Here is a 13,981-nt window from a genome sequence, read left to right as displayed (position 1 = left end):
TAGCATAAGCTTGTTTATTATTTGTTACCGCAACTGTGCTACGGCCAACAAATAATAAACAAATCAAAATAAATTTCCAGAGTTTTATTAATAAAAACACAACAAAAAACACAACAAAAACCCAAAAATTAACAAAAAAGAATTTGTTAAACTGAAACAACTACAACATAAACATGAGGTTAAGGAAGAAGATACAAAAAGAATATCAAATGAGAATTATCTGACCATTGGGCTGAAAGGGATTGTTACAAACTAAATCATTAACAATTACTCTCACAATTGGTAATAACTGCTTATTGACATAAACTAAATAGTCATAATTATGTTTACCCATGTAGTACTCGACACCCTGAGTTGTATAAACATATTCAATTATTTGACCACGCTGAAATGCAAAATGTGGGTTTTCAGCTAAATACTGCTTAGCTGCTTTTGCATGAGGAGGGATGTTTTTTTGATAATCAGCTAGGTGCCGGCCTAATCGTTTGCGATACACGAGTAATGAGTCAAACTCTCCCGCATAGAGTTTTTTAACGTACCTATCAAAGGCTTGTATTATTAATTCTTGACTGTAATTTTCGGAGAATAAAATCTCAAATAATTCTATTTGAAACTTGTGGGCAAGCTCTGTCCAATCACTCCTAACGGTTTCCATACCTTTGAAGACTAATTTTGAGGTGCCATCTTTTTCGACTTTTCCTACATAGCGCTTTTTAGACCCTGTTGTTTTTCCTCTAATTGTGGGCATAAAAAATGGGCTATAATGGGTTTCGTACTCGATCTCTAAGAAACTGTCTATTCTATAATCTTGCTGTAATACACGCTGCCAGCGTCTGTTAATTTTTCTTGCCAGTACCGTACCAATTTCATTACAGTTTAGTGAATTTAGATCATCATCAAGCTTAACAAAAGTCGAATCTGTATCACCATAAATGACTTCATAACCCCACTCTTCAATCCATTGCTTGGTTGTTTGCATAATTTCATGGCCGCGCAAAGTAATTGAACTCGACAATCGCGGGTCATAAAAGCGACAACCTTTCGAGCCAAGTACACCATATAAACTATTCATGATGATTTTGATTGCTTGAGAGAGCATAGGTTGTTTTTTGTCTTTTGCTATTTGTCTGGTCACTGACAGCTCACGAATAAGCTCAGGTAAATGATGAGCAGTGCGTGAAAAGTGCGCCTGATTAAATCCTTCGATTGCATTATCTGGACTTTTTAAACCTTCAATAAGACCGAGAGGGTCTATGCAAAATGTTCGCATTATTGACGGATAGAGACTTTTGTAATCAAGCACCAAGATATTCTTATATAGGCCAGGCTGCGATGACATGACATAACCACCAGGGCTATCAAAACTTAAGCCATGATCGCCTAAATTAGGGGCTACATAGCCACTTCTATGCAGTAACGGCAGATAAAGGTTAGTGAAGGCTGCAACTGAGCCGCCCATTCGTTCTAATTCAAGCCCTGTAAGCTGGCTTCTTACAACTGCAAAATCAAGTAACTTAAGTTTCTCAAAGATCCTCATCACTAAAATACAATCTTGCCTGTTGTAGTTAGCAAGAGACAGTTTGTCTTCATTAAACTGGCGAATAATTTCTTCAAGACGATTATCTGTATTTATTAGCTTCTCTTCGCCAAGCTCAATACTCGCTACATTGGCAAGACTAAAACTATCGTAATGATAAGTAGCGTTTTTTAAGGTATCAATACCATCAACAACTACGCGTCCTGGTATTGTAATACGGGTAAAATTACCTTGCCTCAGATGCATTTTTTCTTTATTGCGGCCAAGCGGCAATTCGACACCGAGTGCTTCAGCACGGGCATGTAACACGCTGAAGTCAAACTCAATCACATTCCAGCCAATAATCACATCAGGGTCGACAGTTTCAATATGTATACAAAGCTGATTGAGTAAATCAATTTCATCTACACACCAATGAAGATTAAATTCAAGTTCACTGGTATCTTGTGGCTGACCTATCATCAATACGGTATCTATATTTGCCCCAACTAGACCTATTGAAAATAGCACTCCTTCACCATTACATTCTATATCGAGTGACAAACTTGAAAAGTGCGGTGTAAAATCGCTATTTTTTTTGAACTTAGTATCCGTTAAAACAGGATATGGGTGGCTTTTTATTTGTCTTCCTTGAGCCCAAACTGACCCTTTAATGAAACGTTCCATTAAAAATCTATCTATAGGACGAATATCATCTTCATATACTTTTATATGCTGTGCTTTGAGTCGTTTCGCAGCATTGTAATAGTGCTTTAAAGAAGAAAAATAACAAGAAACAACTTGTTCCTGCATAAAGCTCTTCAGTGCCACAGGTTTCATTTCACAAAAAATACCATGCTCTGAGAACACTCTATTCGCAGCGTCTATTTGTGATTTATTAATAAAGAACACTGCTTTTTGTGGCGTGCTTATTAATTTAACTGGCCCTTGCTTAGATAAAATCCACACCACAATCGAAATACCCTTAGCACTATCGTAGCATTGCGTGGAGAGAATAAAGCCGGAGGCTAACTGCATGTAATTAAACCTTTTTAATATAATTTAGGCATATCAGTTAAGCAAAGCTAAGTTGATTAACTAATTAAAGTAACAAGTCGCTTGTAGTTGCCCAGTTAAATCTCTAAAATTCATTACTGTAATTATATACATACTTTAGGTTTTCTGGGCATGCTTTCTGACTCTTTAAAAAAAACAATTCGGCAAATTCATAAGCATGTTGCTGATAACCTCACCGATTATCGCCCTCGAAGCAGTCAAAACTATTTAGTTGCCGAAATAGCAAAAACTCTAGCTGGCGAATATCACAAGAGCCAACGAATTTGCGTTATTGAGGCAGGCACCGGGACCGGTAAGTCGCTAGCGTATTGTTTAGGGGCATTGCCTTTAGCGATGGCCAAGAAAAAGAAATTAGTGATTTCGACGGCAACCGTTGCTCTACAAGAACAGTTAATTAGTAAGGAGCTGCCTTTTTTTAAAGAGCACTCTGGCCTCGACATCAAGTTTGATTTAGTGAAAGGTCGACAGCGTTATATCTGTGCACAAAAACTGAGTGCCGCCGTCAATGGCGACAGTCAAACGCAAATGGAGTTTATGCCGACCCTATCATCGCCCCTTTCAGATATGGAAACCAAATGCTTAAAGCAACTTTATGATGCTTATTCAAAAAAGCAATGGCAAGGCGACCGCGATAGCTGGGCTGATACAATTCCTGATAAAGTGTGGAATTTAATTGCTTGTGATAAGCATTCATGCCAACGACAAATGCGCGCTCATCAGCTCTGCCCTTTTCATATGTCACGTCAGCGTCTGATGCAAATGGATGTGCTAGTGATCAACCATTCTCTATTACTGGCTGATCTTGATTTAGGTGGCGGTAAGATTCTACCAGAACCTGACGATACGATTTATGTTATCGATGAAGCACACCATTTAGCGCACATCACCCGCGACTTCTCTTCTGCCGCAGCAACCATTAAAGGCACCATAGACTGGCTCGACAAGCTGGTTAAATTTGCCGGCAAAATGGCCAATGTGCTCGTAGGTCAAAAAGCGATTGGGCAAAATTTTAAGCTCAGTGACAGTATCAATGATGCCGGTAAAAACTTAAAAGTAGTGCGTGATATTCTTGATAACGCAGACTTTAATTATAACAGTGATGACACCTATCGTTTTGAACATGGTGAAATCCCAGCATCTTTACATGCCAAAGCAAAAGATATTAGCGATGCCACCCTTGATGCCCTAAGAGCACTCAACAAGATGCACGATACCTTAGTGCAAGACGTAAGTGATGGCGATGTAAAACCTTATGTGATCGATCCAATCTTGGCTGAAAGTGGTCAGTACATTAATCGTCTAGAGTTATTAAACAAGCTGTGGTTTAGTTACGCCACAAAAGGCGAAGGTATTCCCCATGCGCGCTGGATCAAACGCTTAGAATATAAGAACCATCACGACCATTTACTTAGTGATTGCCCTATTGAGGTTGGCTATTACCTTAAAGATAAATTATGGAATCAATGTGCAGGTGCCGTGCTTTGTTCAGCCACCTTAACTGCATTGGGTTCATTTGATCACTTTGCTTATGAATGCGGTCTTGCCAAAGAAGAAGGTGTAAAATACATAAAAGTCCCTTCTCCATTTGATTACCCTAAACAAGCGACGCTGCATATTCCTGCAAGTCATATTGAGCCAACCGATAAAGCGTTTAGTGATCACTTAGCTGAGCAATTGCCCAAATTCCTTGATGATAAAAAAGCAAATTTAGTGTTATTTGCCTCTTATTGGCAGATGGATCATGTTGTTAAAGCATTACGTAACAAAGGAATTGAGGTCTTAGTGCAAGGAGAAATGTCTCGTGAAGCCCTGCTTAAAAAACATAAAGCCAATGTGGATTTAGGCCGTGCTAGCTATTTATTTGGCACTCAAAGTTTATCTGAGGGTCTTGATTTACCAGGTAAATACTTAGAAAACCTAGTAATTACAAAAATTCCATTTGCGGTGCCTACCTCACCAATAGAAGAAGCGCAGGCCGAGTTTGTGCAAAGTAAAGGTGGGAACCCGTTTCTTTCGATAACCGTACCTGATGCGGCAAAGAAATTAGTACAAAGCTGTGGTAGACTGCTGCGCAAAGAAAATGATCAGGGTCGCATTACTATCCTTGATCGCCGACTAGTGACCAAGCGATATGGCAAAGCCATGCTCGATACCTTGCCACCTTTTAAAAGACAAATTGATTATTAATGTTTGAATTAGCTTTAGACCCAACAACCTGGGCACTATTATGTGCAGTTGCACTAGCAGCCGGCTTTATTGACGCAATTGCAGGCGGCGGTGGCATGTTAACGGTACCTGCACTATTAACCGCAGGTTTGCCGCCTCACCTCACATTAGGTACCAATAAACTTGCAGCAAGTTTTGGTTCATTGACAGCCAGCGTAACGTATTTTCGTAAAAAGTTGTTCAACCCACGGTTTTGGGCTGCGTCCATTTTAGCAACAGCCATTGGGGCGCTCGTAGGTACTTTAGTGGTAGATTACTTAAGTATTGAATTTTTAAATAAATTACTACCGGTGGTGATTATTTTAGTCGCTTGTTACAGCTTATTTGGCAGTTTAAGTACAACTGAGCATAACGAGTTACCAGAGCTTGATAGTAAAACTAAAGTTAAACAGTGGCTGCAAGGGCTTGGACTTGGGTTTTTTGATGGTTTAGCAGGCCCCGGCACTGGCACATTTTGGACCGCATCAAATAGCCTTTTATATAAAATGAGCTTATTGCTTAACTGTGGTCTTGCCCGCTCAATGAATTTTGTTTCAAACTTTATTTCATTGATCACTTTCGTTGCACTTGGCCATGTAAACTTTCTACTTGGTATCACAATGGGTTTTTTCTTGATGCTTGGAGCATGGTTAGGAGCACATTCTGCAATAAAGTTTGGTAGTAAAATGATCCGCCCAGTGTTTAACACTGTGGTTATAGTGTTAGCATTAAAGTTAATCTATGAGGCTTATTTATAAATGCAATCTACTGCTTTTGATAAACTACGTTCACAAATTGAAAGGCTCAAACAATTGGCCACACAATTTGATAAGGGTAATTTATTTGCTAAAAATCGCTATATGCAAGCCCAGCCAAGTTTGTTTGATAAAGCCGTGTTTAGCACAAAAAGTATGAAGTTAGCCGACTATGTAACCGAAATCGAAGATGAGCTTAACAGCCTGCCGCCAGCTGAGCATCGCCATGCTTATCAATATGCGCTTGAGCGTATTGCCATTCAAGTCGAAGCGGTATTCAATGTAATCAAATCAACCCCAGTATGGGCTAAAGAAAATAAATACAGCTTTAAGCCGAAAGCTAAGCCACAAGTTTATAAGCAAGCAGTAAAAAAAATCATGCAGTCATCCCATGAGCTGTATGACGAACTAAAACAAACCCATGAGTTTGAACGCCGCTTAGTTTTGATGATCGAAGAGCGAAAACTTAAGCTCGACGCTGCAAATGCACAGCAAGCAACCGAAATTAATAAAGAAATATTAGCTTTACATGCAAGACTTGGCCGTTGTCGAAAGGCTATTTCAGCCACTGAAGACAAAATTCAGCAAGTCGAAAAGCAACAGCTGAGATAATGTTTTACTATCATCCAAGTTATTCAGCGTTAACTTTACCCGAGCGTCACCGCTTTCCCATTGATAAATACCGCATGTTAAAACAGCTTGTTAGCAATTTTATTGATGAGCAGCATTTTATTACCCCACAACAAGCCACTAGAGCGCAGCTTGCTATGTGCCATAACCCCGAGTATGTCGACGCTTTTTTAACTGGTAGCCTTGATAGCAAAGCAATTAAAAAAATGGGCTTTCCTTGGTCCACTGAGTTGGTTGAGCGAACACTTTACTCTGTTGGCGCAAGTATTCAAGGCGCTGAGTTTGCTTTGCAACAGGGTGCTGCTTTTAACCTAAGTGGTGGTTATCATCATGCTTTTACGAGCTATGGTAGTGGTTTTTGTATTTTTAATGACTTAGCGATAGCCGCAGCACACTTAATTGATTCAGAGCAAGCCGACACCGTATTAATTTTTGACTGTGACGTCCACCAAGGGGATGGCACAGCCGAAGTTACACAAGCACATCCCCAGATCATTAGCTGCTCTATTCATTGTCAGCAAAACTTCCCGCGTATTAAACAGCAATCAAACTACGATTTTGCGTTAGAGCATGGCACTACAGATGCTGAATACCTAGAGACAGTCAAACAAGCTTTAGCCTTAACAATTAGACTCCACCAGCCAGATATCATTTTGTATAACGCCGGCGCAGACATCGCAACAGATGACGAATTAGGACACTTTCAAGTGAGTTTAGAAGGCGTGTATCAGCGTGACCATTTTGTATTAAACCAAGCCAAGGAAGCAAAAATCCCAGTGTTTTCAGCCATGGGCGGTGGCTACCAACGAAATGTAAGCCGTTTGGTTGAAGTTCATAGCCAGCTTTATAGGGCAGCTGTCGATTTATTTTAAAGCTTGGTATACACTAAAAGTGACTTTTAAATAAGGCTAACTTTGTATGAAATTGCATGACGACATTCATAATTACTATGAAAAATTGGTTGTCGAAGACATCTCAAAACGAAACTTAGAAGCGACCTATAGTGATGATGTTATGGCAGATTTATGCTGCACAGTATTAAATCAACTGCCTGCTCGTTACATTCGCTACGATGTCGATATGGAATTTTATTTACCGCAAAAAGAACGTATTAGAATGGAGCAACAAGTGCAAACAGCTATTGATGTAGCGATCAGCCAAGTCGCTAAGAAAAAGGAATTGCAAAAATGAGCAGTGAGTTAGAAGGTGCGCCTAACTATATTAAAATTGCTGTTGACCTTATTATGCTATTAGAGCAAAACGATGTCCCCGCCGAAGATGTATTAGCAGCTTTAGAAATCGTTAAGTCTGATTTCGAAAAGAAACTTCCAAAATCAACCGATTAATAGTCCGAAAATGGCGAGTATTAGAGCAGAAATTTGTTATGCTCAGGTTTTATAATTCAAGAATGTAAAACCATGTCATTGCCAAGTTTATTACGCTTATTCATCCTTGCTGCTATTTGGGGCGCTTCCTTCTTATTTATGCGCATGGCAGCGAATAGCTTAGATTCCTGCAGTATTAATTGAGTTAAGAGTTGGCTTTGCTGCAATTACACTGTTTATTTTTGCGATGTACTTACGAAAGCAACTCGCTTTCACGACCCACAAAAAGCATTTTTTCATTATTGGCGCACTTAATTCCGCCCTTCCCTTTTTATTGTTTGCCTATGCAGCGCAGACAATTAATGCCTCAACCTTATCCATATTAAATTCAACGACCCCTATTTGGGGTGCCATCGTTGGTATTGTATGGAGTAAAACGAAACCCACCAAAAGTATGTTACTTGGCTTGCTATTAGGTTTAACGGGCGTAGCCATTTTAGTAGGGCAAAATAGCCTGATTATCGACACGCAAGCAATCACAGCAATTGTAGCTGCATTGTGTGCCTCGCTCAGCTATGCCATTGCATCTCATTACACAAAACATGCACCTAAGTTATCTGCTTTTGATAATGCCCATGGCAGTATGTGGGCGGCAAGTATTATGGTTCTACCACTTATTTTTGTTATTCCTGCCAGAGAAATTCCAAGTAATGAGGTGATGCTTGGTGTGGTGGCACTCGGTGTGCTATGTACTGCGGTGGCATATATCCTGTTTTTCCGTTTGATTGATGACATTGGCCCAACCTCTGCGTTGACTGTTACCTTTTTAATTCCATTATTTGGCATTGTTTGGGGCAATTTAATTTTAGATGAGCAAATTGGACCTAATACCTTGCTTGGCGCATTGTGTGTTATCGCGGGTACCATGCTGGTCACCGGCTTTATTCGTATCAAGCCATTTTTAAAACGAAACACCTTGTAACAGAATCACCTTTGCAATTAAAAAATCAGGCTATAATCTATACATAATTTTTAAATAATAAGGAGAGTGCTATGTCAGGGACAACCATGGTGGTATTGATTGTCTTGATTTCTGTGGGTTCAGGTGTGATTTATGATATGTATAAAAAACATTTAGAATTTAAATCTCGAACATTAAAAGACAGCAAAGAAGCGAACGAACATGTCGCTGCAGTAACAAAAGAGCTTGTAGAGCTAAAAGAGCGTGTGCAAACGCTCGAAGCCATTGTTACTGATTCAAGCTACAGCGTAAAACAAGAAATTAATAAACTCTAATTAAGTTAGCTCTTATTAAGTTAATAATGCACTGTATTGTTCAAGCACAGGCTGATAGTAATCGGCGTCTTGATTTAACATACGTTGGTAATGAGCACATAATTGCTTCAGATAAGCTTGGTGCTCTTTACTTGTTAGCTGCCACATTTGCTGGCCAACTCGAGTGATCGACTGCGAAGCAGACGCACTCATGGCAATAACTTCATAAAATCGTTTGTTTTCACACACCAACTGCTCAGATACGAGCCCCAATGGCAGTGTCTGCAAATAGCTGCGAACTTGATAACTGTGATGTACAGGGCACACAATAAAGTCAATATGCGTATTTGGTTGTTGACTAACAATCCGCGCTAAAAATCGCACTAATAACTCACCTCCCACCCCAGCAATAATAACAAGGTGACGCTTTTTAGGATCTGGTGAAATCATTGCCACATCTTGACAATGTACCTGCCAACGGCCGCGTTGCTCACTTGTGGCAAAACGTTCGAGTTTCTCACTTAGTACCTGCATCAGCTCAGGCACAATATCAACGAAATGTATAAGCTGGGCTTTATTTTGCTGTAATAGCTCAATCCCTAACAAACCGTGATCGCAGCAACAATCCCAGATTTCGTCATACCCAGAATCAACCACATCTACAATGGCTGAAAGTCGTTTACTCAGTGCCATTAGTTTGCTGTTTTATAGACTAACGCTTTTAAGCTGCGATCACTGTCAACCTCAATAAAGCCATCAGTAGGAGTTAGTCGCTCAACAAAACTAATTGTCCCTTGGGTATGCTCAGCAATTAACTCTTTAAACGCCTGCTCTGAAAGCTCAGGGCTATTTGCACACAGTAACAACTGGGTGTTTTCATTTAGCAGCTCAGGTAAACGACGTAGGATTTTTTGATAATCCTTAGTCAATATAAAGCTGCCTTTTTGAAAACTCGGTGGGTCTACGATGATCAATTCATACGGTGCTGATTTTTTAAGCTTACCAAATGATTTTAAAATATCATGCGGGAAATAACTCACACCTTGATCAAAACCATTTAGCTGATGGTTTTGTTTACCTGTTCGCAACACCCCTTTATTCATGTCCATATTAATAACTTGGTCTGCCCCACCCTGCATTGCTGCAACAGAGAAGCCACACGTGTATGAAAATAAGTTGAGCACTTTTGCATTTTTACTATTAGCTTGAACAAACTCTCGGCCACGGCGCATATCAGGGAAAATCCCAGTATTTTGGCGACTCAATAAATCGACTTTAAACTTAATACCATTTTCACTGACATGGTGCTCTTGGGGTAATTCACCATACATAAGCGCGTTGCGGGTGTTAATACCGCTACGTTGTTGGTAAACCAATGCACTGACAAGCGCTGGCGCATTCTGTTGTGCCCATTGCCACAGGGTATCAGTTAATTGCGCAAGTACTTGTTCATCTATCTCTTGATATGAAACTAAAAAGAGTGCTGGCGGATAAAAGTCTAAGTTTATGTGGCTCAGCTCAGCGACTGAGTGACCACGGCCATGGAATACACGACATAATTCATTAGCAGCAAGTGGCGCCTCTGCTAAAGCATTTAAAATGGCAGAAAAATCGTTTGTCATCATCTTTAGTTAATTAACTGTTGTTGTAATTCGTGAATTTCATCACGCACAGACGCCGCTTTTTCAAACTCAAGATCGCTAGCATAAGCATGCATTTTCGCTTCAAGAGCTTTGATTTGGCTGGCAATATCTTTCGCGCTGAGCACTTGTTTAGACTCTTTACGCACTAACTTAAGGTTGTCTTTCGGGCTTGCTTCTTCGCCCACATCCATAATGTCGGTAATACTTTTAACCAGTGCTTGTGGCTCAATACCATGTTCAAGGTTATAAGCTTGTTGTTTTTCACGGCGGCGGTCTGTTTCATCAATGGCTTGTCGCATTGAATTAGTGATGCGGTCGCCATACAGAATTGCTTTACCATTTAAGTGACGCGCAGCACGCCCTATGGTTTGAATAAGTGAACGAGTCGAACGTAAGAAACCTTCTTTATCGGCATCAAGTATCGCCACCAGTGAAACTTCTGGCATGTCGAGACCTTCTCGCAATAAGTTAATGCCCACTAACACATCAAATACGCCAGCACGTAAATCACGGATAATTTCAACCCGTTCAACAGTGTCGATGTCTGAGTGCAAATAGCGTACTTTTACGTCATGGTCATTGAGATAGTCAGTTAAATCTTCTGCCATACGCTTAGTTAACGTGGTCACAAGTACCCGTTCGTTCACTTCAACTCGTTTATATATTTCTGATAGCAAATCATCAACCTGGGTGCCCACAGGGCGTACCTCAATTTCTGGATCAATAAGCCCGGTTGGACGAATGACCTGCTCTGCAACCTCCCCTGATGAGCGCTCAAGCTCAAAGTCACCAGGTGTTGCCGACACATAAATAGTTTGCGGCGCAATGGCTTCAAATTCTTCAAAGCGTAATGGGCGGTTATCTAACGCCGATGGCAAGCGAAAGCCATACTCAACAAGATTTTCTTTACGGCTTCTATCGCCTTTATACATAGCACCAATTTGCGACACAGTAACGTGTGATTCATCAATAATCATCAATGCATCATCAGGTAAGTAATCTAATAATGTCGGCGGTGGATCGCCCGGTGTTCTGCCAGATAAGTATCGCGAATAGTTTTCGATGCCAGAGCAATAACCAAGCTCGGTCATCATTTCAATATCGTACTGGGTGCGCTGAGCAATACGTTGCTCTTCCACAAGTTTGTTGGCACTGAGTAACTGAGCTCGGCGGTCTTTAAGCTCATCTTTAATTTTATCAATGGCATCAAGAATTTTTTCACGGGGTGTTACATAGTGGGTTTTTGGATAAATAGTCGCACGTACAATATGCTTTTCAACTGCTCCTGTAAGCGGGTCAAAAATACTTAAGCGCTCAATTTCATCGTCAAACATCTCCACACGCACAGCGTAAGTATCCGATTCAGCAGGAAATATATCGACCACTTCGCCACGTACGCGATAAGTACCGCGGCTAAATTCAATATCATTGCGTGTATATTGCAATTCAGCAAGCCGACGCAGCATATCGCGCTGATCGACGGTTTCACCTACTTTTAGTAAAAGCATCATCTTCATGTATGAGTCAGGGTCGCCCAAACCATAAATAGCAGACACCGAAGCCACAATAATGGTATCACGTCGTTCAAGCAGCGCTTTGGTGGCACTTAAACGCATTTGTTCAATGTGCTCATTAATGGACGCGTCTTTTTCAATAAAGGTATCGCTGGCAACAACGTAGGCTTCTGGCTGGTAATAATCATAATAAGATACAAAATACTCAACCGCATTATGAGGGAAAAACTCTTTCATTTCACCGTAAAGCTGTGCAGCGAGTGTTTTGTTGTGTGCCATAATAATGGTTGGCCGATTCAAATCATTAATGATATTGGCCATGGTGAAGGTTTTACCCGTTCCTGTAGCCCCTAATAATGTTTGATGTGCAAGCCCAGCCTCTAGGCCATCTTTTAACTGTGCAATGGCCGTTGGTTGGTCACCACTTGGCTGAAACTTAGAAACTAATTGGAAATGGTCGCTCATGAATGACACTCCTTCATATATGACTCACTTAACCCATCAACTTCTTTGATAAACCATTTATAGGCAACCATTGCAGTAAATAAGTTACCAATCGCGGCACCAATAAATAAACCAGTTAAACCTGCAATTTCGCTGCCTATATAAGCAAAAGGTACATAAAAAACAAACAGACGTACCACACTTAAAATCAGGGCATTCATTGGTTTATGCAAGGCATTAAATGAAGAGTTAGATAAAATAATCACCCCCTGCAGGCCATAACTCAGTGGTAAGATATAAATGAATAACTTAATCACATCCATTACCGCTTGCTCTTTACCAAATACATCCGCGATAAAGCCAGAGGTTAACAGCAGTAAAATATAAATAGCGAACTGCCAAATCATCACGAATTTCAAGGTTTTTGAGTAAGCTTCTTTAACACGTTCAAACTTACCTGCCCCAAAGTTTTGACTTACAAATGGTGGTAAGGTCATTGATAAAGCAAGCACCACAAGGCTTGCGATAGATTCAATGCGACTGCCTACACCAAACGCTGCAACCGCCTCAGGGTCATGCTTAGCTACTAATGCCGTCATGACCGCCATCGCTATTGGCGTCAACATATTTGCGCCTGCCGCCGGTAAACCTATTTTAAGAATTTTACGAACTGAACTAACTGCTGTTTGCTGACCAGCATGCAGGCTCAACAAACCGTTCTTAATTGCCAGAATATATAAAATAATAATTACTGCAACCGCCCAAGCAATAACACTCGCAATAGCAGCCCCTTGTATACCTAAGGCTGGAATTGGCCCAAAACCAAAAATTAGTACCGGATCTAAAATAGCATTTATCAGCCCCGCTCCACCCATAACAATACTTGGCGTTTTGGTGTCGCCGCTGGCTCTAAGCACTGAATTGCCAACCATAGGGGTAATTAAAAATACACTGCCGATGAACCACACGCTCATGTAGTCATGAATAAGTGGCAAGACTTGCTCACCTGCGCCTAATAATTTAAAGATAGGCTCAATATACAAATAACCTAAGGCAGAAAGGCAAAACACCATTACAACCGACACCAATAATGACATACTGGCATCAAAACGAGCTTCATCTAAATTATCACTTCCGAGTGCTTTAGCAATAACTGCGGAGGTACCTATCCCTAAGCCGATTGCTAAACTAATTACAGTAAAGGTAACTGGAAAAGTAAAACTTACTGCGGCTAATGGCTCAGTGCCTAACAAACTGATGAAGAAGGTATCGACTAAATTAAACATCATAAGAGTGATCATTCCGAAAATCATAGGAATGGTCATTTTTTTTAAGGTCGGCAGAATTGGGGAGTTTAAAAGATCAGGTTTAGTTTTGCTCTGCGGTTTCACGCTCATAAGAATTCTTGGCCTCTTTATATGAGCCTATAAGTTTAAAGCATCCTTCACTTGCAAGCTATGCTTTATTCGCAGAATCAAAATCGATGTACAAAACTATAACTTTTGACGCTTTGACATAAAAATAACCACTAACCCTTATAAAAAACAATATAAAAACAAATTTAATAGCTTTATTACAATTAAATGGCACTATTCGC

12 protein-coding genes and 1 pseudogene are annotated in these 13,981 nt (G+C 40.3%); 8 read left to right on the top strand and 5 right to left on the bottom strand.

Features of this window, described 5'->3' with window-relative positions; genetic code table 11:
• Nucleotides 1–205 precede the first annotated feature (205 nt).
• Nucleotides 206–2,554 carry a DNA polymerase II gene (locus ACRWSG_RS15270; RefSeq protein WP_462166646.1) on the bottom strand — a complete coding sequence of 783 codons (2,349 nt, stop codon included), beginning with the start codon at nucleotides 2,552–2,554 and terminating at the stop codon, nucleotides 206–208.
• 150 nt (nucleotides 2,555–2,704) lie between these two features.
• On the opposite strand from ACRWSG_RS15270, the gene dinG reads away from it, so the two are divergent.
• The 8 genes and pseudogenes from dinG (at nucleotide 2,705) to ACRWSG_RS15230 (ending at nucleotide 8,804) form a co-directional block, all read left to right on the top strand.
• On the top strand, nucleotides 2,705–4,780 hold the full coding sequence (dinG, locus tag ACRWSG_RS15265; RefSeq protein ID WP_462166645.1) for an ATP-dependent DNA helicase DinG: 2,076 nt from the start codon (nucleotides 2,705–2,707) through the stop codon (nucleotides 4,778–4,780).
• Nucleotides 4,780–5,556 carry a TSUP family transporter gene (locus tag ACRWSG_RS15260; RefSeq protein ID WP_054553678.1) on the top strand — a complete coding sequence of 259 codons (777 nt, stop codon included), beginning with the start codon at nucleotides 4,780–4,782 and terminating at the stop codon, nucleotides 5,554–5,556. The genes dinG and ACRWSG_RS15260 overlap by 1 nt, the downstream gene beginning before the upstream one ends.
• Nucleotides 5,557–6,165, top strand: a complete 609-nt coding sequence (locus tag ACRWSG_RS15255; RefSeq protein ID WP_235374120.1) for a primosomal replication protein — start codon at nucleotides 5,557–5,559, stop codon at nucleotides 6,163–6,165.
• A complete protein-coding gene (locus ACRWSG_RS15250; RefSeq protein ID WP_462166960.1) occupies nucleotides 6,162–7,055 on the top strand; it encodes a histone deacetylase family protein in 894 nt (297 codons plus the stop codon). The genes ACRWSG_RS15255 and ACRWSG_RS15250 overlap by 4 nt, the downstream gene beginning before the upstream one ends.
• A 46-nt stretch (nucleotides 7,056–7,101) precedes the next feature.
• Complete coding sequence (locus ACRWSG_RS15245) at nucleotides 7,102–7,374, top strand: late competence development ComFB family protein (RefSeq protein WP_138602087.1); 273 nt, start codon at nucleotides 7,102–7,104, stop codon at nucleotides 7,372–7,374.
• Nucleotides 7,371–7,529 carry a YbaM family protein gene (locus ACRWSG_RS15240; protein WP_082389283.1) on the top strand — a complete coding sequence of 53 codons (159 nt, stop codon included), beginning with the start codon at nucleotides 7,371–7,373 and terminating at the stop codon, nucleotides 7,527–7,529. The genes ACRWSG_RS15245 and ACRWSG_RS15240 overlap by 4 nt, the downstream gene beginning before the upstream one ends.
• A 72-nt stretch (nucleotides 7,530–7,601) precedes the next feature.
• A pseudogene (locus ACRWSG_RS15235) lies at nucleotides 7,602–8,490 on the top strand (DMT family transporter).
• Nucleotides 8,491–8,561: 71 nt separating this feature from the next.
• On the top strand, nucleotides 8,562–8,804 hold the full coding sequence (locus ACRWSG_RS15230; RefSeq protein ID WP_054553683.1) for a hypothetical protein: 243 nt from the start codon (nucleotides 8,562–8,564) through the stop codon (nucleotides 8,802–8,804).
• Between the two features lie 15 nt (nucleotides 8,805–8,819).
• Here the strand turns inward: ACRWSG_RS15230 and ACRWSG_RS15225 are convergent, their stop codons facing one another.
• The 4 genes from ACRWSG_RS15225 to ACRWSG_RS15210 are packed head-to-tail and all read right to left on the bottom strand — an operon-like array spanning nucleotide 8,820 to nucleotide 13,781.
• Entirely contained in the window at nucleotides 8,820–9,476 is a 657-nt protein-coding gene (locus tag ACRWSG_RS15225) for a tRNA (adenine(22)-N(1))-methyltransferase (protein WP_199529077.1), read from the bottom strand.
• Nucleotides 9,476–10,405 carry a class I SAM-dependent methyltransferase gene (locus ACRWSG_RS15220; protein ID WP_462166959.1) on the bottom strand — a complete coding sequence of 310 codons (930 nt, stop codon included), beginning with the start codon at nucleotides 10,403–10,405 and terminating at the stop codon, nucleotides 9,476–9,478. The genes ACRWSG_RS15225 and ACRWSG_RS15220 overlap by 1 nt, the downstream gene beginning before the upstream one ends.
• Before the next feature lie 5 nt (nucleotides 10,406–10,410).
• Entirely contained in the window at nucleotides 10,411–12,405 is a 1,995-nt protein-coding gene (gene uvrB, locus ACRWSG_RS15215; RefSeq protein WP_054553686.1) for an excinuclease ABC subunit UvrB, read from the bottom strand.
• Complete coding sequence (locus ACRWSG_RS15210; RefSeq protein ID WP_462166641.1) at nucleotides 12,402–13,781, bottom strand: MATE family efflux transporter; 1,380 nt, start codon at nucleotides 13,779–13,781, stop codon at nucleotides 12,402–12,404. The genes uvrB and ACRWSG_RS15210 overlap by 4 nt, the downstream gene beginning before the upstream one ends.
• Nucleotides 13,782–13,981: the final 200 nt, after the last annotated feature.

This window comes from Pseudoalteromonas sp. GB43 (assembly GCF_054923805.1).
This window is presented reverse-complemented; position numbering and strand designations above follow the sequence as displayed.

Bases quoted from the DNA above. Each gene is read 5' to 3' on its own strand.
- ACRWSG_RS15270 (WP_462166646.1), bottom strand. From the start codon at position 2,554: ATGCAGTTAGCCTCCGGCTTTATTCTCTCCACGCAATGCTACGATAGT.
- dinG (WP_462166645.1), top strand. From the start codon at position 2,705: ATGCTTTCTGACTCTTTAAAAAAAACAATTCGGCAAATTCATAAGCAT.
- ACRWSG_RS15260 (WP_054553678.1), top strand. From the start codon at position 4,780: ATGTTTGAATTAGCTTTAGACCCAACAACCTGGGCACTATTATGTGCA.
- ACRWSG_RS15255 (WP_235374120.1), top strand. From the start codon at position 5,557: ATGCAATCTACTGCTTTTGATAAACTACGTTCACAAATTGAAAGGCTC.
- ACRWSG_RS15245 (WP_138602087.1), top strand. From the start codon at position 7,102: ATGAAATTGCATGACGACATTCATAATTACTATGAAAAATTGGTTGTC.
- ACRWSG_RS15240 (WP_082389283.1), top strand. From the start codon at position 7,371: ATGAGCAGTGAGTTAGAAGGTGCGCCTAACTATATTAAAATTGCTGTT.
- ACRWSG_RS15230 (WP_054553683.1), top strand. From the start codon at position 8,562: ATGTCAGGGACAACCATGGTGGTATTGATTGTCTTGATTTCTGTGGGT.
- ACRWSG_RS15225 (WP_199529077.1), bottom strand. From the start codon at position 9,476: ATGGCACTGAGTAAACGACTTTCAGCCATTGTAGATGTGGTTGATTCT.
- ACRWSG_RS15220 (WP_462166959.1), bottom strand. From the start codon at position 10,405: ATGACAAACGATTTTTCTGCCATTTTAAATGCTTTAGCAGAGGCGCCA.
- uvrB (WP_054553686.1), bottom strand. From the start codon at position 12,405: ATGAGCGACCATTTCCAATTAGTTTCTAAGTTTCAGCCAAGTGGTGAC.
- ACRWSG_RS15210 (WP_462166641.1), bottom strand. From the start codon at position 13,781: ATGAGCGTGAAACCGCAGAGCAAAACTAAACCTGATCTTTTAAACTCC.